Below are 22286 nucleotides of genomic sequence, written 5' to 3'. Positions count from 1 at the left end.
TTTCGTGGTAAAAATAGCTTATAATTAAATCTGTTTCCTGATGAACTAAATTACATAACAAAGGTTAAATAAATATCATCTCATCGGGCAGTAGCCAATTGTTATGCCAGTGAATCAGGTTTGTTTGTAAATTGTTGTATTTAAATTAGATATGATATTTATTTCGTTTTTATCGAAAAAAAGCTAAAAAAAACCTTTTCATTTTGAAAGGGTTTTTTCCATTTTGAACTGTCGTTTTTGAATTTAAAAGTACAGTTTTTGTTCCTTAAACCTGGTTGAAGCGGATACCGGCCCTGTGATTAAGGCCTGCAGGCGTATGAGCGGAAAACAGGACTAACGTTACTATGGAACACAGGTTTTGCTTTTCAAAAACAGATTTTTGCATTTTTTTTTGGAAAGCAGGTTCCGTAGCATTTGTGTTAATGCAATCCCGCTGTACGCTATACTTCGTGTCGCTTCCATCGGGTTTAGGTGGTAGGGCCTGTAATAAGATTTTGGGTTGCTGAGTGCAGAAAGAAGTTTATCTTTTGAGAGAAGCTTCAGGGGATTTTACGCACAGTTTTTTGTTCCTTAAACCTGCTTGAAGCGGATACCGGCCCTGTGATTAAGGCCTGCAGGCGTATGAGCGGAAAACAGGACTAACGTTACTATGGAACACAGGTTTTGCTTTTCAAAAACAGATTCTAGCATTTTTTTTTGGAAAGCAGGTTCCGTAGCATTTGGGTTTATGCAATCCCGCTGTACGCTATACTTCGTGTCGCTTCCATCGGGTTTAGGTGGTAGGGCCTGTAATAAGATTTGGGGTTGCTGAGTGCAGAAAGAAGTTTATCTTTTGAGAGAAGCTTCAGGGGATTTTACGCACAGTTTTTTGTTCCTTAAACCTGCTTGAAGCGGATACCGGCCCTGTGATTAAGGCCTGCAGGCGTATGAGCGGAAAACAGGACCAACGTTACTATGAAACACAGGTTTTGCTTTTCAAAAACAGATTCTAGCATTTTTTTTTGGAAAGCAGGTTCCGGAGCATTTGGGTTAATGCAATCCCGCTGTACTTCGTGTCGCTTCCATCGGGTTTAGGTGGCGCGGCCTGTAATAAGATTTAGGGTTGCTGAGTGCAGAAAGAAGTTTCTTTTGAGAGAAGCTTCTGGGGGGGTAAGCACAGTTTTTTGTTCCTTAAACCTGGTTGAAGCGGATACCGACCCTGTGGCTAAGGCCTGCAGGCGTATGAGCGGAAAACAGGACCAACGTTACTATGAAACACAGATTTTGCTTTTCAAAAACAGATTCCAGCATTTTTTTTGGAAAGCAGGTTCCGTAGCATTTGGGTTAATGTAATCCCGCTGTACGCTATACTTCGTGTCGCTTCCATCGGGTTTAGGTGGCAGGGCCTGTAGATATATTAATGTGTAAAACACCAAACGTTCCTACGGAACGAAAACGCCAATTTTGCACTTGGCTACCCAGGAATCGTTCCTACGGAACGTCACAACAATCTTCAGCCTGCAGAAAAAAGGCTTTTTATTAAAAATTGATGAACTTTTCTATCTGCTCGCTGGTAAATTTTATCGTATCAGGATGATTGAAATTGCCTTCTGCATCTAACTCGGCCTTAATATTTGGAATATGCAGGCGCAACGGCAAAATGTTGAGGTGGATATAATGACAAACGCCTGTAAAATGGTCAACACCGCGGATATTGCCATATTTGCCAGAAGAAATGCCGACCAAGGCTGCTTTCTTATCGTAAAAACTATCTGGGAAATTACAGGCATCGATCAACACTTTTAGCACGCCAGGATAACTGCCGTTATACTCAGGCATGATAAACAAAAATTTTTCGGTCTGGTAAATCATGTTTTGGATTTCCTGAAAAGCTTCCGATCTTTTACCGTACATGTCGGTATTGAGCACATCAATTGGCAGGTGCTCCAAACTGAACAAATTGGTATCTAGCCCCTTTTCTTTTAGTTGCCTTTGGTAATATTTGGCAACTTTTAGCGTATTGCTATTGGGCCTGTTGGTAGCGGCTATTATTGTGATCATGGATAATTGTTAATAAGATGTGTAAAACCCAAATGCGCTTCTTGCTAAAATTGCCATATAGTTTGTATCTTAGCTGATTGTGAAAAAGGCCGTAAACATGGCAAAAATAGAACTTTTTGGCAATTTAAACGCATAAATAACACAGCCCAAATAAACGTTAAGTAAATTTCGGATACATACGATGAGCAAAATTATTGCATTAGCAAATCAAAAAGGTGGTGTTGGTAAAACAACTTCATCTATAAACCTGGCTGCGAGTTTGGCCGTTCTAGAATACAAAACTTTACTGGTTGATGCTGATCCTCAGGCAAATTCGACTTCAGGAATCGGTTTCGATCCCCGGAATATTAAAGATAGTATTTATGAGTGTATTATTAATGATATTGACCCTTTACAGGCCATTCAGAAAACAGATACACCAAATTTAGATTTACTGCCTGCCCACATTGATTTGGTTGGTGCAGAAATTGAGATGATTAACCTGAACAACCGCGAGTATAAAATGAAAGCGGTTTTGGAAAAAATAAAAGATCAGTATGATTTTATTATCATCGATTGTTCTCCATCACTGGGTTTAATTACCATTAATGCTTTAACCGCTGCAGATTCGGTTATTATCCCGGTACAATGCGAATATTTCGCTTTAGAAGGTTTGGGTAAATTATTAAATACCATTAAAATTGTACAGAACCGCTTAAATCCGGATTTAGAAATTGAAGGTATTTTATTAACCATGTACGATGTGCGTTTACGTTTATCGAACCAGGTGGTAGAAGAGGTGAAAACACACTTTAACGAACTGGTTTTTGATACCATTATTCAGCGTAATACCCGTTTAAGTGAAGCGCCAAGTTATGGCGTTTCGGTAATTATGCACGATGCGAACTGTAAAGGGGCAATTAACTACCTTAACCTTGCCCGCGAAATTGTAAAGAAAAACGGTTTGTTAAGGGAAGAAGAAAACATTGGAACAGCAACTTTATAAATTATAGATGACATCTTTTCAGCGAAAAACAGGTTTAGGAAGAGGGTTAAGTGCGCTTTTAGATGATAGCGAATCTTCTCATCCGCCGAAACAGCAGGTAAATGCTGTGAGCGAAACCGAGCAGATTGGCAATATCAGTCACGTAAGTTTAACTGAAGTTGAAACCAATCCATATCAACCACGTACCGAATTTGACCAGGTAGCTTTAAACGAACTGGCTGATTCAATAAAAGTGCAGGGCCTGATCCAGCCGATTACGGTGAGGAAATTAGGCGCCAATAAGTACCAGTTAATTTCGGGCGAACGCAGGTTCAGGGCTTCGAAACTGGCTGGTTTAACACAAATTCCGGCTTATATCCGCAGTGCCAATGACCAGCAGATGTTGGAAATGGCATTGATCGAAAACATTCAGCGCGAAAATTTAAATGCCATCGAAGTGGCTTTGAGTTTCCAGCGGATGATTGATGAAGTAGGTTTGAAACAGGAGCAATTGGGCGAACGTGTTGGTAAAAACCGGACAACGGTTACCAATTATTTACGTTTGTTAAAACTTCCACCTGCTATACAGGCTTCAATCCGCGATCAGAAAATCAGCATGGGGCATGCAAGGGCTTTGATTAATGTTGATGGCGTTGATAAACAGTTGTACATCCACCAGGAAATTCTTGATAAAAACCTTTCGGTACGTAAAGTAGAGGAAATTGTGCGCAATCTGCAGCATATTCCTTTACCTGCAAGCGAGAAACAAAAAGAAAGAGCAGTTTCTTTTCAATATCAGAAACTACAGGACGATCTGGCTTCTAAATTTGCTACCCGCGTAAAGTTAAAAGTGAGTCAGAATGGTAAAGGGGCGATCGAAATCCCCTTTATGAGTGATGACGACCTGAATAGAATTTTAGAGTTATTAGACTGGTAATGCAAAGGACTAAGCTTTTAATACTGATTTCTCTATTTACATTTTTTATGGTAAACCTTGCCTCGGCGCAGGTGAAGGATACGGTATTAAAACCTGCTGATACTTCAAAAGTAAAACTGACCAAATCTTTAGACACGGCCAGGAAGCCTTTAACCAGAAAGGACTCTTTAAAGGCTAAATATGTAAATCCCGGTAAAGTTGCCGGTAGGAAAGCTGTTTTTAGATCGATGCTGATACCAGGTTGGGGACAGTTGTATAATATCCAGCTATTGAGCGATGGTTATGGTACACGGGCAGGCAAAAATCAGGTATTTCAGAAACTGTATACCGGTGGAAAAATTGTAGCCATTTATGGTGGTGCCACAGCACTTACTTTATCCCTTATGGATAGCAGGAAAAATTATAGCCGCTTTTTGGCAGAAGCACAATACCGTGAACAAAATCCCGGCAAAAAGTTAGATTTAACACAATATACCAATCAGGGCATTCTGGATGGGAAAAGTTTATATAAGCGGAATTCGCAGATTGTTTACTTTTCTTACGGACTGCTATATGCAGCCAATATTATCGATGCTTATGTAGCTGCACGTTTGCACTTTTTTAATATCGATAACAACCTTTCATTTAAGGTAATGCCATCGGTAATCGGTTCTGATACCATGTATGGTTTCAATGCAACGCCCGCGTTAAAGCTCTCCCTCACTTTTTAATGTAATAAAATAAATGATTTCTGCTGATCAATATGAAATCTTAATGCTTTTATTACCTTTAAAGCATTAAAGGTTTAAATCAATTACAAAAAAGAAAATAAATATAAAGAAATGAAAATTGCGCTTTTAGGTTACGGCAAAATGGGTCAGATTATTGAGAAATTTGCCCTTGAACGCGGTCACGAAGTCGTTTTAAAAATCACAGTTGATAATCAGGAAGATTTAAGCAGGCAAAATTTAAAATCGGCAGATGTAGCAATTGATTTCAGCACGCCTGATTCAGTGCTGAAAAATATTGATGCCTGTTTTGATGCCAATGTTCCGGTAGTAGTAGGTACCACTGGTTGGTATGGTAAACTGCAGGAAGTAAAAGATGATTGCAGCAACAGTAACAATACATTGCTTTATGGGTCTAACTTTAGTATCGGCGTTAATTTATTTTTTAAGTTGAACCAAACTTTGGCCAAACTGATGAATAATTATCCGGCTTACGAGGTTCAGGTAGAAGAAATTCACCATACTCAAAAGCTCGATGCACCAAGCGGTACAGCCATTACCCTGGCCGAAGGCATTGTAGATAACCTGGATAGAAAACAGGAATGGTTAAATGAGGTGGTGGGAACAGATGTTGAACTGTTTCCAAAAGCCGAACAGTTGCTCATCGAATCGCACAGGATCGAAAATATCCCGGGTACACATACCGTAATTTACAGTAGCGAAGTGGATGAGATTGAAATTAAACATACGGCACACAACAGGGCAGGCTTTGCTTTAGGGGCAGTAGTGGCAGCAGAGTGGGTAAAAGATAAAAAAGGGTTTTTTAACATTACCGATATTTTTGAATAAGAGACTTTTTCAGTTAACAATTGGTAGTTTTCAGTTAACCGATTAACCAGTTTATACAATTAACCAATTAAGATACCAGGGGGGTAGCCGATTAAGTTGATCGCGGACCAAAATTAAGATATATGAATTACAAATTCTGGCAGAGAAAAAAGGATGCCACAAAAAAGAAAAAATCTAAAACCCGCGAGTGGGTAGATGCCATTGTTTTTGCAGTTGTAGCCGCAACCATTATCCGCGTTTTCTTTATAGAAGCTTATACTATTCCGTCTGGCTCCATGGAAAGATCGTTACTGATCGGTGATTTTCTTTTTGTAAGTAAAGTAAACTATGGTGCCCGTATCCCGATGACACCCGTTGCTTTTCCTTTTGCACACCACACCATGCCTTTAACTACTTCTACCAAAGCTTATTGGGATGGCGTACAATGGAAATACCACCGTTTACCGGGTTTATCTAAAATTAAAAGAAATGATGTAGTGGTATTCAACTTCCCTGAAGGAGATACCGTTGCAGTCGAAAATCAGGCAGAAAGCTATTATGCATTAGAACGAAGCTTAGGCCGTCAGCAGGTGAGGAGCACTTTTACGATAATAGATCGTCCGGTTGATAAGCGTGAAAACTTTATTAAACGTTGTATCGGTATTCCTGGCGATGTAATTTCGATGAGCAATGGTATTGCCAATGTAAACGGTAAAAACGAGCCCTTAAAAAATACCGGGATGATGCCTTACCGCATCGAGTTTAAAACCATGGATTTTAACTACGCTGCACTTGATGAATTTAACCTGAACTTAGGGAATTCGCCTGCAGTTGCCACCAATACCTATATTGTTGATGCTTCGCCAGAAATTGTAGAAAAACTGAAAACCTTCGATTTCGTAAAATCGGTAACTTTAAGTCCTGATGCTCCGGGACCTGTACAAGGCGGTGTTTTTCCTAACGATCCGAACAGGGCGTGGAACAGGGATAACTTTGGGCCAATCAAAATCCCTTCAAAAGGATGGACAGTTAAAATTGATAGCACTACCATGCCGCTTTATTACAGGGCCATCAGAACTTACGAAGGAAACAAAGTAGAACAAAAAGCAGGTGTTTGGTATATTAATGATAAACCAGCTACCACCTATACCTTTAAAATGGATTATTATTGGATGATGGGCGATAACCGTCATAACTCTGCAGATTCGCGCTATTGGGGTTTTGTACCCGAAGACCATATTGTGGGTAAAGCCCTGTTCGTTTGGATGAGCTGGGACAGCACCGCATCCTTCTTACATAAAATAAGATGGAGCAGGTTGTTTATGGGGATCCATTAGTCAATCCGTTCATAAAATATTTAAAAAAGGCTTGCTTATGCAGGCCTTTTTTATGCCAAAATCACCTTTTTAAAAAAATTAAAAAGAATAGTGTGGTTTTGTGTTTTTTTATTAAGTTTGTTATAACTAATCAAACCCCTATAATTTATGAAGCCAATCATCCAATACAATCATCAGGTATTATAGCGTAGCTGTAAACAGATATGCCTTTAAATGACTTAGTTGCATTTTAAATCGATTTAGTAAAATAAATCGGAGGTCATTTATGGTGTCTAATTTTATTATATAAATCTTAAATCGTCCAAAATCAGAAAATCCAAAAACCAACAAACCCAAACAATTTATTTAACTAATATTTCAAACATGAAGAAAATGTACTTTAAATGTTTGAGTATGCTTTTGCTTACGTTTTTTGCAATTGCAGCTCATGCACAAACTATTATTACAGGAACCGTAAAGGATTCGTCAGGGCCGCTGCCTGGAGCGAACGTTTCTGTAAAGGGCACTCAAAAAGCCACACAAACTGATGGAAATGGTAAATTTAGCATCAGCGCTTCCAGTAACGAAACACTTGTTTTCTCTGCCGTTGGTTTCTTGCGTCAAGAAATGCCGGTTGGTAACAACAAAAATTTCAATATTTCTTTAAAAGAAGATTCCAAAGCATTGGAAGAGGTTACGGTAACCACAGGTTTTGGTGTAAAAAAAGAAGCCAGAAAATTAAGCTATTCTATCCAGGAAGTTAAAGGAGACGACCTTGTTCGCGCAAATGAACAGAATATTGTAAATGCTTTACAAGGTAAAGTTGCCGGTGTGATGATCAATCAGGGTTCTGGAGGTCCGCAGTCATCTTCTAGGATCAGAATCAGAGGTAACTCATCTTTAAGTCCAAATACACAGCCTTTGGTTGTTATTGATGGGGTTCTTATTCAGCCTGGCGTTACAGGTGCTGATTCTTATGGTAACTCACCTCAGGATTTTGGTAATATTATGAAAAATCTTAACGCGGATGATTATGAAAGTATCACTGTTTTAAAAGGTGCTGCGGCAAGTTCACTTTATGGCTCAAGGGCTCAAAACGGAGTGCTCTTAATTACCTCTAAAAAAGGTAAAGGCGGCCAGGGTTTAGGTATTTCATTCTCACATACTCAAACCATTGAACAAGCTTACAGAACAATGGATTTACAGAATGAATTTGGTGCAGGTATTAATCCAACTTTTACTAAAGATGCCTCTGGTATCCCTGCTGTTGATGCAGCCAATTATTTTTGGAGTTTTGGACCTCGTTTTGATGGTAGCCTGGTTAAAGATATAGATGGCAGAATGATCAATTGGAATGCTCAGCCGAATAACCTGTTGGATGCTTATAAATTAGGTAACTATAGCAATTCAAATTTGGCATTTCAGGGTGGAGATGAAAATGGAACATTCAGGTTATCTTATTCAAAGTTATACAGCACAGGTATTCTTCCAAACAATAAATTCGATCGTGATGCGATTGATTTTAGAGGATCGCGTAAATTTGGTAAAATCTTCGAAATTAACGCAGGCGTAAATTATACTATTAGCAATAGCTTTAATCCTATTAATCAGAGTAATGGTGATAATCCATTATTTGCATTGGTATATGGAAATCCTAGAAGCTATGATACCAACTATTGGAAGAACAAATATATTGATCCGGTTAATGGAGGCGTACTTTCAGCAAATGAAGATGCTTATGGCTTAGCCGGTTTATGGTTTGGTATTAATGAAAAAAATGTCAAACAACGCGAAAATGTTTTCAGGGGGAATGTGGATGTTAAAGCTAACATTACACCTTGGTTAAATGCTTTGGTAAGAGGAAATATAAATCAGGTTAATACTAACGGTGAAACAAAAAACATTGGTACAGGTGTTGGTTTCAGCGGTGGAGAATATGCTCTTGTTCAAGCAAGTCAAAAAAGTACCAGATTCCAGTTTTTATTAAACGGGAATAAGAAATTTGGCGCAGACTTTGATTTTAATATGAGTGTTGGAGCCGAAACAGCAAAGGATTTTGGTAACAACTATACCAAAACGAGAACAGATGGTGGTTTGAAAGATCCAGGAGAATTTTATATTGGCAATTCTGTAAATAATCCGATTACCGATATAAGTTTAGATGGTAGTCAAAGAACTGATGCAATATATACTTATGGCGATTTAACCTATAAAAATATGCTAACATTAAACTTTAGTGTTAGAAAAGATTGGTCATCTACTTTAACTTATCCTGATGGTCATGGCGATTATGGATATATTTATCCTTCTTTTGGTTTAGCTTACGTATTTTCCGAATCATTAAAAAATAAACCAGGATTTGATTTTCTGTCTTATGGTAAATTAAGAGCAAACTTTGGTTACACCGGTATGGGAACCACACCTTATAAAACAAGTACTGGCAAGTATAAATTTTTAGGAACTTACACTGATGAGAACGGAAAGCAGATCCCTCGTTATGGTTTTGAAGAATATGTGTTAGGAAATAATAATCTTAAGAACGAATTATCAAAAGAATTTGAAATAGGAACTGAATTGAGGTTCTTTAAAGACCGTTTAGGTATTGATTTCTCATTTTACAAAAAGAACACAACCCAGCAAATTCTTTCATTGGATGTACCACCAGAAACAGGTGTACAAAGAAGAATATTAGGCGCAGGTAACATTCAAAACAAAGGTATTGAGATCATGTTAACCGGAACTCCTATCAAGACTAGAAACCTTGAATGGACATCTTCAATAAACTTTGCAAGAAACAGGAATAAAATTATCTCTCTGGCTCCTGGTGTTGATTCATATACACTTGGTTATGCTTTTGGTGCTGATATGACATCGGTTGCTGTTGCAGGTCAGGAATATGGAAGTATTTATACAGGATATGGCTATGCAACTTACCAGGCTACCGATGCACAGGGCAATAACATTGATGATCCTAACAATGGTCAAAAATTACTAAAAGCCAATGGTAGTTATTTTAGAAGTAGTGATGCTGGACAGGGTAATAAAAACTTGGGTAGTATGATGGAGAAATTTAATGCAAGTTCTATCAATAATATCCGTTTTAAGAATTTTAATTTAGGTTTCCAGATTGATGCTAAAGTGGGTGGATTATTGGCTTCTGGTACTCATCAATATGGAACTAACTTTGGCGCATTCGAAAGTACATTATTTGGCCGCTCAGCAGATTTTGGTGGTTTACCAAGAAAAGATGCTTCCGGAGCAGTAATTGCCAATGATGGTATCATTCCTGAAGGTGTGTTTGCTAAAGGAACCATATTAAACAACGTTAATGTAACTGGACTAACTTTTCAGCAAGCAGTTGATAAAGGCCTAATACAACCGGTAAGCGCAAGGATTTACTACGCCAGGTTAACACAGTGGTCTACTGGTATTAGAGAATACTCAACTTTCGAAAATAGCTGGGTAGCTTTAAGAGAAGTTTCTTTAGGTTACACACTCCCTAAAAAGTTCACTGATAAAATTAACTTCAAACAGGTTAATTTTGGTGTAACTGCAAGAAATTTATTTTACATCTATAATAGTTTACCCGATCATTTAAATCCTGAAGGTTTATTTAGTAATAGCGCTGGTTCATTTGCCGAATATGGTGGTATGCCGTATGTACGTACATTTGCTTTTTCGGTAAGGGCAGCATTATAAGGGATTAACATTTAAAGAAAATAAAAATGAAAACGACAAATAAAATAGCCCTGATGCTAACTGTGTTAATCGGGTTTTCTATATCATCATGTAAAAAAGATCAATTTGTAGAACTGAATACCAATCCACAAATTATAGATTTAATAACGCCTCAACAGCAATTCATGAATTCGATCCTAAATATGCATGGCGATCGGTTCGAATACTATTATGATAATTTTAGAGCCATTATGCCGTGGATGCAAATGGTAACACCCCTAAACGGAAATAGTGTCACATTTATATCAGATGCTGCAAACTTCAGAAATGTTAGGTATAATAATTTTTATCCCAAAGTTGGTGGTAATCTAACAGATATGGAGCAGTTGATTAAAAAATTACCTGCTGAAGAACAGGCAAAAAGAATATATCAGGTAGAAATAGCCCGTATAGTTAAGGCTTACTATGCTTTTTATGTTTCTGATGTAACTGGAAGTTTAGCTTACACCGAAGCATTTATGTTAAGGTATGGCGGTACAGAAACACCGAAATACAATACTCAGGAATCACTGTTTGAAATATTAGATACACAATTAAAAAATTCGGTAACGATTTTAAGCACATCCCAGCCCGTTGCGCAAACCTCGTTGGCCGAAAACGATCTTTTTTACCAAGGTGCGGTTGCCAACTGGATTAAAGTAGCTAATTCAGCGCGCTTACGTATGGCTATGCGATTAATGAAAAGAGATCCAGCTAAAATGAAAACTAAAGTTTTGGAGATTCTTGCTGCTCCAGGGGGTTTAATTAACAGTGCCGCCGATGGTTGGGTATTTAGAGCCAATGCAACTTATGCTGATGGAGGCGATTGGTCTGCAGGAGGTTTAAGGGCACCAAAGCAAGTGGTAGATTTTATGTATACCAATTCAGATCCTCGTATTCGATTATTTTATCAAGAGAATTCATTTACCAGAGCTAATTTTGACCTTGCAAAGGCGCAGAATAAAATAGCTGCCAGTTCTGTATTTGATACGAGAAGATTTTATGGTGTTCCATCTAGTCCTGATGCTTCATCTAGTCCTGCATTTGCAAACTTCTTTAATAATATTAGTATTTCTGTTGTTAATGCTACCAATCAAACGGTTAACCAGACCATGGATTCTTTATCGTTTATTCAGCCAAGATTGTTTGCCGCAGGTGAAAATGGAGGGAAGGGGATGAATGCGTTTCCAATAATTACCTATGCTGATGTTTGTTTTATGAGGGCAGAATTAGCTGCAAGAAATGTAACTACAGAGTCTGCAGAAGACTGGTATAACAAAGGTGTAACCGCATCAATATCTTTTTACGATGACCTGGCGAATAAAGCTCAAATTGTAGATAGAACAGGCGCATTAAGCTACGTTGCTGTAAGCCCTGCTGAGATTTCTAATTATATGGCTAAGGCAGACATCAAATATGATGCGAGCAAAGGCTTAGATCAAATTATCGGGCAAGCTTATTTAAACTTCTTTAAGCAGCCTAACGAAGCGTGGGCTATTTATAAAAGAACAGGCATGCCTAATTCAACTACTGTACTTAAGTTAGAGAAAATAATGGCTAGTGGAACAGAACAGGTTATTCCAAGAAGAGCAAGTTTGCCATTCCCTGCACCAACCAATTTAAACTACCAGAATATTGTTGATGCTTACAAATTAATGCAGGCTGATCCTGATTTCGGTCAAGGACCAAGTGATATCACCGGCAGAGTTTGGTGGGACAAAAAATAAAAATATATTTATATAAATTAACAGAACTCCTAATGTAATTTAGGAGTTCTTTTTGTATTATGAAATTACTTATAACCTTAGTTTTAATAGTTTTTTGTGCTCAAACAAGTTCTTTCGGACAGGTTGCCTTACCCAATAAATTGCTTTGGGAGCAAATTAAAACTAGCAATATTGTTAATGTAAATGGTAAAACAACGGCTGTATTAAAAACGAATACTGCATTTATATTTATATCGCCAGAATGCCCTCTCTGCAAAAATTACATGCTTACATTAAATGAATTAGTTAAAAAGTATCCTCAGGTAAATATTGTAGGAGTTGTGCCCGGGAAAAGTTATACGCTACCAGATATCAGGCAATTTGCTGAAGACTATAAAGCTGTCTTTGATATTTATTTAGATAAGAATAAAACATTAACAAAAGTGCTGAAGGCTAAAGTTACGCCGGAAGCAATTGTGATAGATGAAAAGGGAAACCTAAGGTATAGAGGGTTAATAGATAACTGGCAAGCAAAACTTGGTGTAAAAAGAAAAGTGATTACCGATCATTATTTGGATGATGCCCTTGATCAAATAAAAACGACTAGCTATAAATACATGGAAACCGCCCCCTTAGGCTGTCTCATTAACGATCTTTAGTATGCTTAATAAAATCATTACTGTTCTCTTATTTTGCTGTTTTTTTGAGAATTCGTACAGTCAAAAAATCACTTATTATGAGCACATTGCACCAATAATCCGCAGTAAATGTGCACCTTGTCATCGTCCGGGCGAAGCAGGTCCGTTTTCTTTATTAACTTATGCTGATGTTGCTAAAAGAACATCATTTATAAGGGATGTGGTATCCTCAGGATTTATGCCACCCTGGAAACCCGATAATCATTACCGCATGTTCGCGAATGATCGTTCTTTAAGTGATCGTGAAAAGAAAACAATTATAAATTGGATAGATAATAATGCACCAGAAGGGATAAATAAGGAAAAAGAAGCGGTTATAGATCAACTTATTCCGGGAACACAATATGTAAGAAAACCAGATATGACCGTAAAGGTTAGCAAACCATTTGAGGTGAAAGGCGATAACGAGGAGCGTTTTATCGTTTTTAAGATCCCTTTCGAAATGGCTTCTGCTAAAAATGTAGCTGCTATAGAATTTGTTTCTACCAATAAAAAAATTATCCATCATGCTAATTTTGCTATACACCCTGTAGCTGATGATATCGATACTAAACAGGCAGCCGATTTCGTGAACCTAACCGACGATTCGAGGACAAATTACGATCAGTACCTTCCGTTTAAAAAGGATATGACTTATTATGGGGGATGGATTCCGGGCACTTCGTTCGAATCATATCCTGCTGATTTAGGTTGGGTAATGCCAAAGCGTGGTGTTATTTTGCTTACCATTCATTATGCACCTGTTGCAAAAAATGAAGAAGATATTTCGGGCATTAATTTCTTTTTTAAAGATACACCAGTTAAACGGGTAGTAAATGTAGTTAGTTTAGGTTCTGGTGGTGTAGGCGAGAGCTCGATCGATCCTTATTTTATGATCCAGGCTGATTCTGTGAAAAAATTTAATCTTAAAATCTTAACGCCACAAGATCAGTCACTGCTTTATATCTGGCCGCACATGCACCTCTTAGGTAAAGACTTTAAATCTTATGCCGTTACTGCTGCTGGAGATACAATCAAGCTGGTATCAATTCCTTCATGGGATTTTAGGTGGCAGGAAATTTACCGTTTCAAAAAGTTGATCAAAGTACCTAAAGGATCAGTTCTAACCATTGAAGGTACTTATGACAACACAAAAAACAATCCCAATAATCCAAATAACCCTCCGAAAATGGTTTTTTCAGCTAATGACATGAAATCAACAGACGAAATGTTAACCATGCTTTTAGTATTCTTAAAATACGAAGATGGGGATGAAAATAAAGTACTAGATATGCAAACACCTCCCTGATCCGCTTAAACAATCATAATTCATTTGTTTGAGATAATTAGATCAAACCTGTCTTTTTCATCCTGAAAGGCTTTAACTTCTCTTTTCAGAAATAATTATGAGTAATTGATCTTAAATATATTTTTATTAAGAATTTATTTCTTTTTAAAAAAATTATAAAGTTGATTTATTTTTGTTACTTTAGTTTATGCTTATGTATTGGCTATCATGTTATTATGGTTTTGTTAAAACATATGCGAACTAATTTTCTAACCTAAATTTACCAACTATGAAAAAAAGTATGTTAATCTTTTCGGCAGTAATACTATTACTTGCCTCATGTAAAAGAAATGAAAGTGAGCAGCTTTCGAGCGAACAAATATCACTTTCTAAGAATGGCGCATTAAGCCTGGCCAATACACCAGCGGCAGCGCCCAATACCTTTAAGGTATTTGACCAGATTTTATTTTATGATGGTTACGCCGCAACGGTAACTGGGCCCGTGCCTGCAGAGGTTACACGTATATCGAACTCCAAATACGTTAAAAAGTTAAGTGTTGCAGATCTTTCTAAATTATCTAACAGCTTAGATATCAAAGTAAGCGTTACACCATATTGCGATAATTATGATAGGATTGGGTCTGTTGGCCTGAGTTTTATTCCCAAAAATTCGGCATTTAGCGAGAATATTGGCAAACACATCGAAGTAGGCCGTTTTATTACGCCATTTATGGATAAGAACAAAACGCCAAATATTGCACCCTACCTCTTTAGCGTAAATAATGTTGCCAATTTATTAAGAGATGCAAATGTGCTTGCTACTTATGATATTTATGTCGTGTTCAATTTGTTTGGAGTGCCTTATGCAGCCCAAAAAGAAATAAGCGGATGTGCCGGACATAATGAGACATTTTATGGTACAGTTGAGTTCATCAATAAATCTGGTGGAGCTGATCCTACAACAGTCGTACAGATGATCCAGATAGCAACTGAAAAAGATTTGGATAACTTTACAGCAAACAATACAGATCAGATAGGAAGTAGTAAAAAAACATATACCATTAATCTGCCCTCAGCAATTACCGACGCCAGGCTTTACCTTATTACTTCTGCACACGGTGCCAACCCTGGAGGAGAAGAATATATCCGTAGAGACCATAATATCTATTTTGATAATGTTCTTAAGCTGACATATAAACCAGGAGGAAAATCATGTGAACCTTATCGCCAGTACAATACTCAGGGTAATAGTATTTATGGCCTTACACCCAAAACTGCTTCATCATGGTCTTCATGGAGCAACTGGTGCCCTGGGGATATAATTCCGATACGGGAAATTAGTCTTGGTAATTTAACAGCTGGTAATCATACTTTTAAAATCGATGTTCCAACTGCTGTTTTTAAAGATAAACAGGGTTATATACGGCATTCTGTTTATTTGCAAGGTCGTTAAAGTGTTGTAAATCATATAGGTTTTGTTCAATTGGGCAAAACCTATAATCTTATTAAACCCAAATAATTTGTTTTTCGATGCCATATTCAGGAAGTTAAATTACTTATTTAAATTATTATAAAGTATATGGATGCTTACAAAATAAATTATTAAGTTTGTTTAAAATCATCCAAACATGTCAGTAATAATTGAGAAGGGACAAAGGCTGCGCGCCGATATCATCAAACATTTATATTATAAGAAAGCATTATCACTCACTGATTTAAGTAAGCTAACAAAAAAAAGTTTACCATTGGTTACCTCCACTGTAAATAATTTAATAACTGAAGGCTATGTTTTGGAACAGGGCCTGGCTCCATCTACCGGCGGAAGAAGGGCCGCCATGTTTTTAATAAATCCAAACCTGAAGAAATATATTGTGGCCATAGCAATGGATCAGCTTACCTCGAGATTAACAATTTATGATCTTACCCGTAAAATGGTTATTCCTGTTCAATCGCTGGAATTCGAAATGTCTTCTAAAAATATCAGTATTACTGATTTGGTTAATTTTATCAATAAATGTATAGATCAATCTAAAATCAAAAGAGAAGATATTTTAGGTGTTGGCATCGGTATGCCAGGCTTTGTGAATGCAGATGAAGGGATTAACCATTCTTTTTTAAAGGTAAAAGAAGATACAACGCTACAACGCTACCTTTCGCAGCATATCAACCTGCAGGTGCATATTGATAACGACTCTAGTTTAATTGCACTTGCCGAACTGAATTTTGGTGTAGCCATTGATTTGAAAGATGTAATGGTGGTTAATATTGGTTGGGGAACCGGGTTGGGAATGATTATTAATGGAAAATTATACCGGGGTAGTAGTGGTAGTGCTGGCGAATTTAGTCATATCCCACTATCTGATAGCGACAACCTTTGTTCCTGCGGTAGAAGAGGGTGTTTAGAGGTAGATACTTCATTACTCGTGATGGCCAGAAAGGCTCAGGAGGCAATTGCCGGTGGTGCCGAATCGAGCATGACAAAATTATTTACGGATAAAAGCAAACATCCTGCCGAACACTTTTTAACTGCAGTAAGCAAACAGGATCCGGTAGCTATATCGATACTGGCAAAAGCCATTTTCCAGTTGGGAAAAGGAATATCAACGTTAATCCATTTATTAAATCCTGAATCTATTGTGCTGAGTGGAAGAGGTGCAAAAGCAGGTAAAATGTTGTTGCCGCCAATACAGCAGGCCATTAACGAATTTTGCATACCGCGGATTGCGGAGCAAACCGAAATTAAACTTTCTAAACTAACCGATGAGGCCGAATTACTTGCTGCTGCCAGTTTAACGGTAGAAAGTAGCCTGTTTGAATAGCTAAACCTTAAAAATAATAGGATATATTTTTTAATTAAACTGATAATACATGGCAAAATAAAGCAAACCCACTAAATCAAGTTATGAACCACTTTTAACTAATCCTAAACTAAACCAATTTATGAAAAGAATGTACTTAAGGTGCTTAAGTATTTTATTGTTAAGCTTTTTAACAATAACTGCTTTTGCGCAAAAAACCATTACCGGTACGGTGGTGGAAGCATCAGGGCCCTTACCAGGTGTAAGTGTCGCTATCAAAGGAACAACCAAAGCCACTCAAACCGATGCAGGTGGTAAATTTTCTATTTCAGCTGCAGAAGGAAATATCCTTGTTTTTAGGTCTGTTGGTTATATCTCTAAAGAAATCACAGTAGGAGCATCTAGCACTGTAAATGTTAAACTAGAATCATCTGCTAATAGTTTGGATGAGGTTCAGGTAACTACGGCATTCGGAATTAAAAAGGAAAAAAGAGCACTTGGCTACTCTACGCAGGAAGTATCCGGAAAAGACTTAACCATTGGTCAGGCGCCTACTATTGCGCAGGGTTTAATGGGTAAGGTTGCTGGTTTACAGATTTCACAATCAGGCGGTGGAGTAGAAGGAGGCTCATCAAGGATTGTAGTCCGTGGAAATACCTCATTAACTGGTGATAACAGGGCTTTAATTATTGTGGATGGTGTGGCGATTAATAACGACCCGGCCAATGTGAATGGTAATAATACTTCATCTGTTGCCGCTAATACAGGGGCCGATGTTTCCTCAAATAACGACTGGGGTACAGGAATGAACTTCATCAACCAGGACGATATAGAAAGCATTACGGTATTAAAGGGGCCAGCTGCTGCTGCATTATATGGTGCAAGGGGAGGTAATGGTGTTATTTTGATCACACGCAAAAAAGGGAGTAACCGTCCCGGACTTGGAATAGATTACAATTACTCTTACAGACATACAAATCCTTACGAACTTCAAAATTTTCAAAACGAATACGGGCAAGGTGGAGTAGCCTCTATGTTAACGGCGGATAACAGTAAAATGTTCCCCGTTAATGCCGCAGGCCAGCGTTATCAAATTGGAAATAATTACACTGCAGCGGGAGAGTATTTAAGTAACTCTTTCGGTACGGTTCCTTATCCAAACGGTAAAGCAACTGATGCCTACTTCAGTTATCCGGGTAGTCAATCCTGGGGCCCGAGATTCGATAATCTACCCATATTAAACTATGATGGGGTTTTACGACCATATTCTGCGCAGCCAGATAACTGGAAAGCATTTTTTCCTGATGGTTCTGTAGTAAGTCATAACGTAGCCATTTCTGGCGGTAATGATAATGCTACCGGACGTATTTCTTATACACGAAATGACACCAAAGCCAATATTTTAAATAGTAATATCCAGTCGAACGTTTTTAACTTAGGTTCTACACTTAAGGTTTCTAAAAAAGTAAGTGCAGAAGTTACGGCAAGTTATGTAAACTTTACCCGTTTAAATGCCCCTACTGTTGGTTCGGGTTACTTGGGTGGGGTAATTTATTCCATGCCAAGAGATTATAACCCTTACGTAGATTTCGACAATACTTATGGTCCTAATAATTCACGGAAGGATGTACTTACCCCAAGTAATTTCCCTGCAGGTTCGCCTGCTTATCCTTACAGCGGAAGTTATTTAGCTAACCAGTATTGGAATATCAATAACAATAATACGCTTTTTAACCGCAACGGGCTTACCGGGGGGATGAAGGTAATGGCCGATTTAACTGACTTCTTAAATGTAACCGCACAAGGTGGGGTAGACAATTCGAATGATGTAACCACTGTGAAAAATTATCCTACCGATGTATTAGGTCAGGCAAACGGTGCTTATAAATTGGCACAAGCCAAAAACTTGTCAACCAACCTACAGGCTTTCGCCCGTTTACATAAAGACAATCTTTTCGGCAAAGAGATTAATGCAAGTTTAACCGCTGGAGTAGAAAGTTATTACCGCAATGATTATGTTTCGAGTAACCGGACAGATGGCAGTTTAGTAAAACCATTTGTTTTTGCTTTAAATAATGGTTCAAACCCTGTTCCGCAGCCTGAGGAAACAAAGTACACCAAAAAGATAAATTCTGCTTATAGTTTTTTAAACCTTTCTTACAAAAATTATCTCTTTTTAGAAGCTACAGCGCGTAACGACTGGTCGAGTACATTGGCAAATGGCTCTAATTCTTATTTTTACCCAGCCACTAATTTAAGTTATGTATTTACCGATGGGATTAAGGGTTTACAGAATAGTTTACCATGGTTAAGTTTCGGAAAGTTGAAGCTTTCTTATGCGGAAACAGGATCAGATACCGACCCATACTCTATTTTTAATCTTTTGGATGTAACCACAAACAATGGTCAGCAGGCACAAAGCTTACCAGGTACATTAAAATTCGAAGGTGTAAAACCGCAAAAAAGCAGATCGTTCGAAGCTGGTATTAATTTAGGTTTATTTAAAAACAGGTTAAATATAGATTTAACAGGTTACACCATGAAAAGCTTTAACCAGATCCTGGATAATCCATTGGCCTTATCATCGGGCTTTAACAATGTTAAAATTAATACAGGATCGTTGGGTAATACCGGTTTTGAGTTCATTATCAGTGGTTCTCCAATAAAAACGAGAGATTTTAGCTGGGATGTATCTATAAGCGGAGCACATGCCAGAACTAAGGTTTTGGCTTTACAGGATGGAATTGAAACCCTAACCTTGGGTACTTTTTTTGGCGGCAATGGTATTTCACAACGTGTTAAAGTGGGCGAAAACTATGGTACCTTATACGGAAGAGATTTTACCTATTACAATGGCCAAAAAATAGTTATGCGTGCTGAAGGAACAGATGGGCAGCCATTACAGTATACCGTTAATGGCAAAACTTATTATGCAGGTACGCAGTGGGTAAAAACGGCCGATGAGGTGCCAATCGGTAATTCTCAACCCATGTTAACAGGTGGTATTACTAATACGTTTAAGTACAAAGCATTCTCATTGTATGTATTGGCTGATGCAAAAATTGGTGGTGATACCTTTTTCGGCTCTTATGCAGCAGGTATGGGCAGTGGAAACTTAGTAGAAACCTTAAAAGAACGTGACGGTGGAGGTTTACCTCTGGTTTATCCTGATGGGACGACCTCAAACAGCGGGGTTAATTTTGGAGGTGTTTTTGTTACCCGCGATGCTCAGGGCAATATTACAAGTGCTACTCCAAACAACGATGTGGTAAATTACCAATGGTACTATCAGGGTACTTTTTCTGCCTGGAACCACCTTGGTGCTCCACGCTCTGCATCAGTATTTAAAAACTCCTGGATGAAACTTAGGGAGGTAGCTTTAACCTATCAGGTTCCGGCTACATTGCTTCAAAAAACAAAATTTATTCAAAACCTGTCGCTTTCACTGGTTGGAAGAGACCTTTTTTACATCTTTACTACTATACCTAAAGGCTTAAATCCAGAAGGCGTAAACGGTATCGGTAATATGCAAGGTATAGAATATGGATCTCTGCCAAAAACAAGATCATTTGGTTTTACTATACGGTCTTCATTTTAATCACTTAAAGCATTAATCACATGAAAATTCAACATAAAGTAATCCATACTATAATTGGCCTCTCGCTAATCATTGGTGGAGTATCGTGTAAAAAAGGTTTCGAAGAACTAAATAAGCCATACAAAGATGCAACTGTTTCTACGGCAACACCTGCGGGCTTTTTTAATAACCTGGCTAAACGTGCAACAGAAGAAGATTATACGATCTATGCCGGTTTGTTTATGCCAATTACCAATCAGCAGGGCGTTCAGAATAAAAACTTACCTTACATTAATTACATTACTACTTTTTGGCGTAATTATTATCAGGATCTGGCAGATTATAAACAACTGATAAAGCTTGTTAATGCCTCCCCAAATCCAGGCATTTATAATGATGTAAAGTATATGGCAACTATTCTGATGAGCCAAAAAACTTTATCGATGTTAGATCGCTATGGCGATATACCTTACAGCCAGGCCGCTATTGCTACCGAAGGCTCGGCAAACTACCAACCGAAGTATGATAAAGAAGAAAGTGTTTATAACAGTTTATTAGATGATCTGAAAGCTGCTGTTGAAGGTGTTGGTGGCCCAAACCAAAGCTCAATAGGTACCTATGAATCTTTTTTAGCCAACGATTTTGTTGCCTGGAAAAAGTTTGGAAACGCCTTGAGACTGCGTTATGCTGTTCGTTTAAGTAAAACCAATCTGCAAACCAAGGCGAAGGGCATCATTGCAGAAATTCTGGAAAATCCTTCTACTTACCCGTTACCTAATGATCAAGATCTTACGGCCTTATACAAAAGTAATTTTGGAAGTTTTCCTTTAGTATCCATACCAAATTCTCCAGATTATGGCGATCGCTATTGGTATGCATTCCGGGAGCTCTCTGTTTCGAACATCAGGATGAGTTCAAATGTGTTTGCTAAAATGTCGTCTACCAACGCTGATGATGGATCCGGATTTTTTGATCCGCGTTACAAAGTCTGGTTTATGCCAAATAATGCAGGTAAATGGGTGCCTCAACCACAAAATGGATCTGTACAAGATGGTGGTACACCTTATCCGAATGAATCTACTAATAGTCCAAAAGCTCCAGGCACCGATCCTGGTAATAAATTTGCTGTATTTAATTACTATCTCGTACGTGATTTTCAGAGTTTCCCTTATGTAATTATTTCGGAAGCAGACGTACATTTCTTAAAGGCCGAAATTTATAACCAAGGTATAGGTGTTGGTGCCGATCAGGCTTTGGCCGAAACAGAATATAATGCAGGGATGAAAGCCTCTGTTAATTTTTGGTATACTACAGTTAATAGTAATACAACTGCTATATGGCCAACTGCAGCTAAACCTGGCCCAATTACCCAGGCACAAATTGATGTTTTTACCAGTAACCCTGCGGTTAAATTTACAGCTGGTGATGTAGCCGGAAATTATCGGAAAATAATTACGCAGTCGTGGTTGGCAAGTATGTTTAATGCAGTGGAAACCTGGTGTACAGTCCGCCGTACTGGGGTGACACCTAAGGATGCCACTTACACCCCTGTTACCTATAACAGGCTGCCTTATCCCGACGATGAGAAAACCAACAACCTTTCAAATTTGAATGCCATTGGCGGTAATGTAGACGCTAATGTTCAAATTGCCAAAAAGGTATATTGGATGCCATAATCGTAAATCAAATTAATTCATGTCCCGGCCAGTAGTGGTCGGGATTTTTATACCC

General features: G+C 38.0%; 14 protein-coding genes. 13 read left to right on the top strand and 1 reads right to left on the bottom strand.

Going from position 1 to position 22286, the window contains the following annotated elements:
- Positions 1 to 1518 precede the first annotated feature (1518 nt).
- Entirely contained in the window at positions 1519 to 2040 is a 522-nt protein-coding gene (locus U859_RS0123975; protein WP_025145809.1) for an NADPH-dependent FMN reductase, read from the bottom strand.
- A 181-nt stretch (positions 2041 to 2221) separates the two neighbouring features.
- On the opposite strand from U859_RS0123975, the gene U859_RS0123970 reads away from it, so the two are divergent.
- The 13 genes from U859_RS0123970 to U859_RS0123905 all read left to right on the top strand — a co-directional run bounded on the left by U859_RS0123970 (position 2222) and on the right by U859_RS0123905 (position 22231).
- A complete protein-coding gene (locus tag U859_RS0123970; RefSeq protein WP_025145808.1) occupies positions 2222 to 3025 on the top strand; it encodes a ParA family protein in 804 nt (267 codons plus the stop codon).
- A gap of 7 nt (positions 3026 to 3032) precedes the next feature.
- Positions 3033 to 3941, top strand: coding sequence for a ParB/RepB/Spo0J family partition protein (locus U859_RS0123965; RefSeq protein WP_025145807.1), 909 nt, complete (start codon positions 3033 to 3035; stop codon positions 3939 to 3941).
- Between the two features lie 47 nt (positions 3942 to 3988).
- The gene (locus U859_RS0123960) at positions 3989 to 4651 is read left to right on the top strand and encodes a DUF5683 domain-containing protein (protein WP_025145806.1); all 663 of its coding nucleotides are present in this window, start codon (positions 3989 to 3991) and stop codon (positions 4649 to 4651) included.
- A 111-nt stretch (positions 4652 to 4762) separates the two neighbouring features.
- Positions 4763 to 5497: a 4-hydroxy-tetrahydrodipicolinate reductase gene (dapB, locus tag U859_RS0123955; RefSeq protein WP_025145805.1), complete on the top strand. Its 735-nt coding sequence runs from the start codon at positions 4763 to 4765 to the stop codon at positions 5495 to 5497.
- Between the two features lie 122 nt (positions 5498 to 5619).
- Positions 5620 to 6813, top strand: coding sequence for a signal peptidase I (gene lepB / locus U859_RS0123950; protein WP_025145804.1), 1194 nt, complete (start codon positions 5620 to 5622; stop codon positions 6811 to 6813).
- A gap of 363 nt (positions 6814 to 7176) precedes the next feature.
- Positions 7177 to 10491 (top strand): SusC/RagA family TonB-linked outer membrane protein, encoded by a 3315-nt coding sequence (locus tag U859_RS0123940; RefSeq protein WP_205314434.1) that lies wholly within the window; start codon positions 7177 to 7179, stop codon positions 10489 to 10491.
- A gap of 26 nt (positions 10492 to 10517) precedes the next feature.
- The gene (locus tag U859_RS0123935; protein WP_025145802.1) at positions 10518 to 12236 is read left to right on the top strand and encodes a SusD/RagB family nutrient-binding outer membrane lipoprotein; all 1719 of its coding nucleotides are present in this window, start codon (positions 10518 to 10520) and stop codon (positions 12234 to 12236) included.
- Positions 12237 to 12295: 59 nt separating this feature from the next.
- Complete coding sequence (locus tag U859_RS0123930; protein WP_025145801.1) at positions 12296 to 12874, top strand: redoxin domain-containing protein; 579 nt, start codon at positions 12296 to 12298, stop codon at positions 12872 to 12874.
- Between the two features lies 1 nt (position 12875).
- On the top strand, positions 12876 to 14201 hold the full coding sequence (locus U859_RS0123925) for a calcium-binding protein (protein ID WP_025145800.1): 1326 nt from the start codon (positions 12876 to 12878) through the stop codon (positions 14199 to 14201).
- A gap of 268 nt (positions 14202 to 14469) precedes the next feature.
- Complete coding sequence (locus U859_RS0123920) at positions 14470 to 15633, top strand: peptide-N-glycosidase F-related protein (RefSeq protein WP_025145799.1); 1164 nt, start codon at positions 14470 to 14472, stop codon at positions 15631 to 15633.
- A gap of 175 nt (positions 15634 to 15808) precedes the next feature.
- Positions 15809 to 16999: an ROK family protein gene (locus U859_RS0123915; RefSeq protein WP_025145798.1), complete on the top strand. Its 1191-nt coding sequence runs from the start codon at positions 15809 to 15811 to the stop codon at positions 16997 to 16999.
- A 121-nt stretch (positions 17000 to 17120) separates the two neighbouring features.
- Positions 17121 to 20576, top strand: coding sequence for a SusC/RagA family TonB-linked outer membrane protein (locus U859_RS0123910; protein ID WP_084153141.1), 3456 nt, complete (start codon positions 17121 to 17123; stop codon positions 20574 to 20576).
- Positions 20577 to 20596: 20 nt separating this feature from the next.
- Positions 20597 to 22231, top strand: coding sequence for a SusD/RagB family nutrient-binding outer membrane lipoprotein (locus U859_RS0123905; protein ID WP_025145796.1), 1635 nt, complete (start codon positions 20597 to 20599; stop codon positions 22229 to 22231).
- Positions 22232 to 22286: the final 55 nt, after the last annotated feature.

Source organism: Pedobacter jeongneungensis (assembly GCF_000633455.1).
Classification (GTDB): Bacteria; Bacteroidota; Bacteroidia; order Sphingobacteriales; family Sphingobacteriaceae; genus Pedobacter; species Pedobacter jeongneungensis_A.
This window is presented reverse-complemented; position numbering and strand designations above follow the sequence as displayed.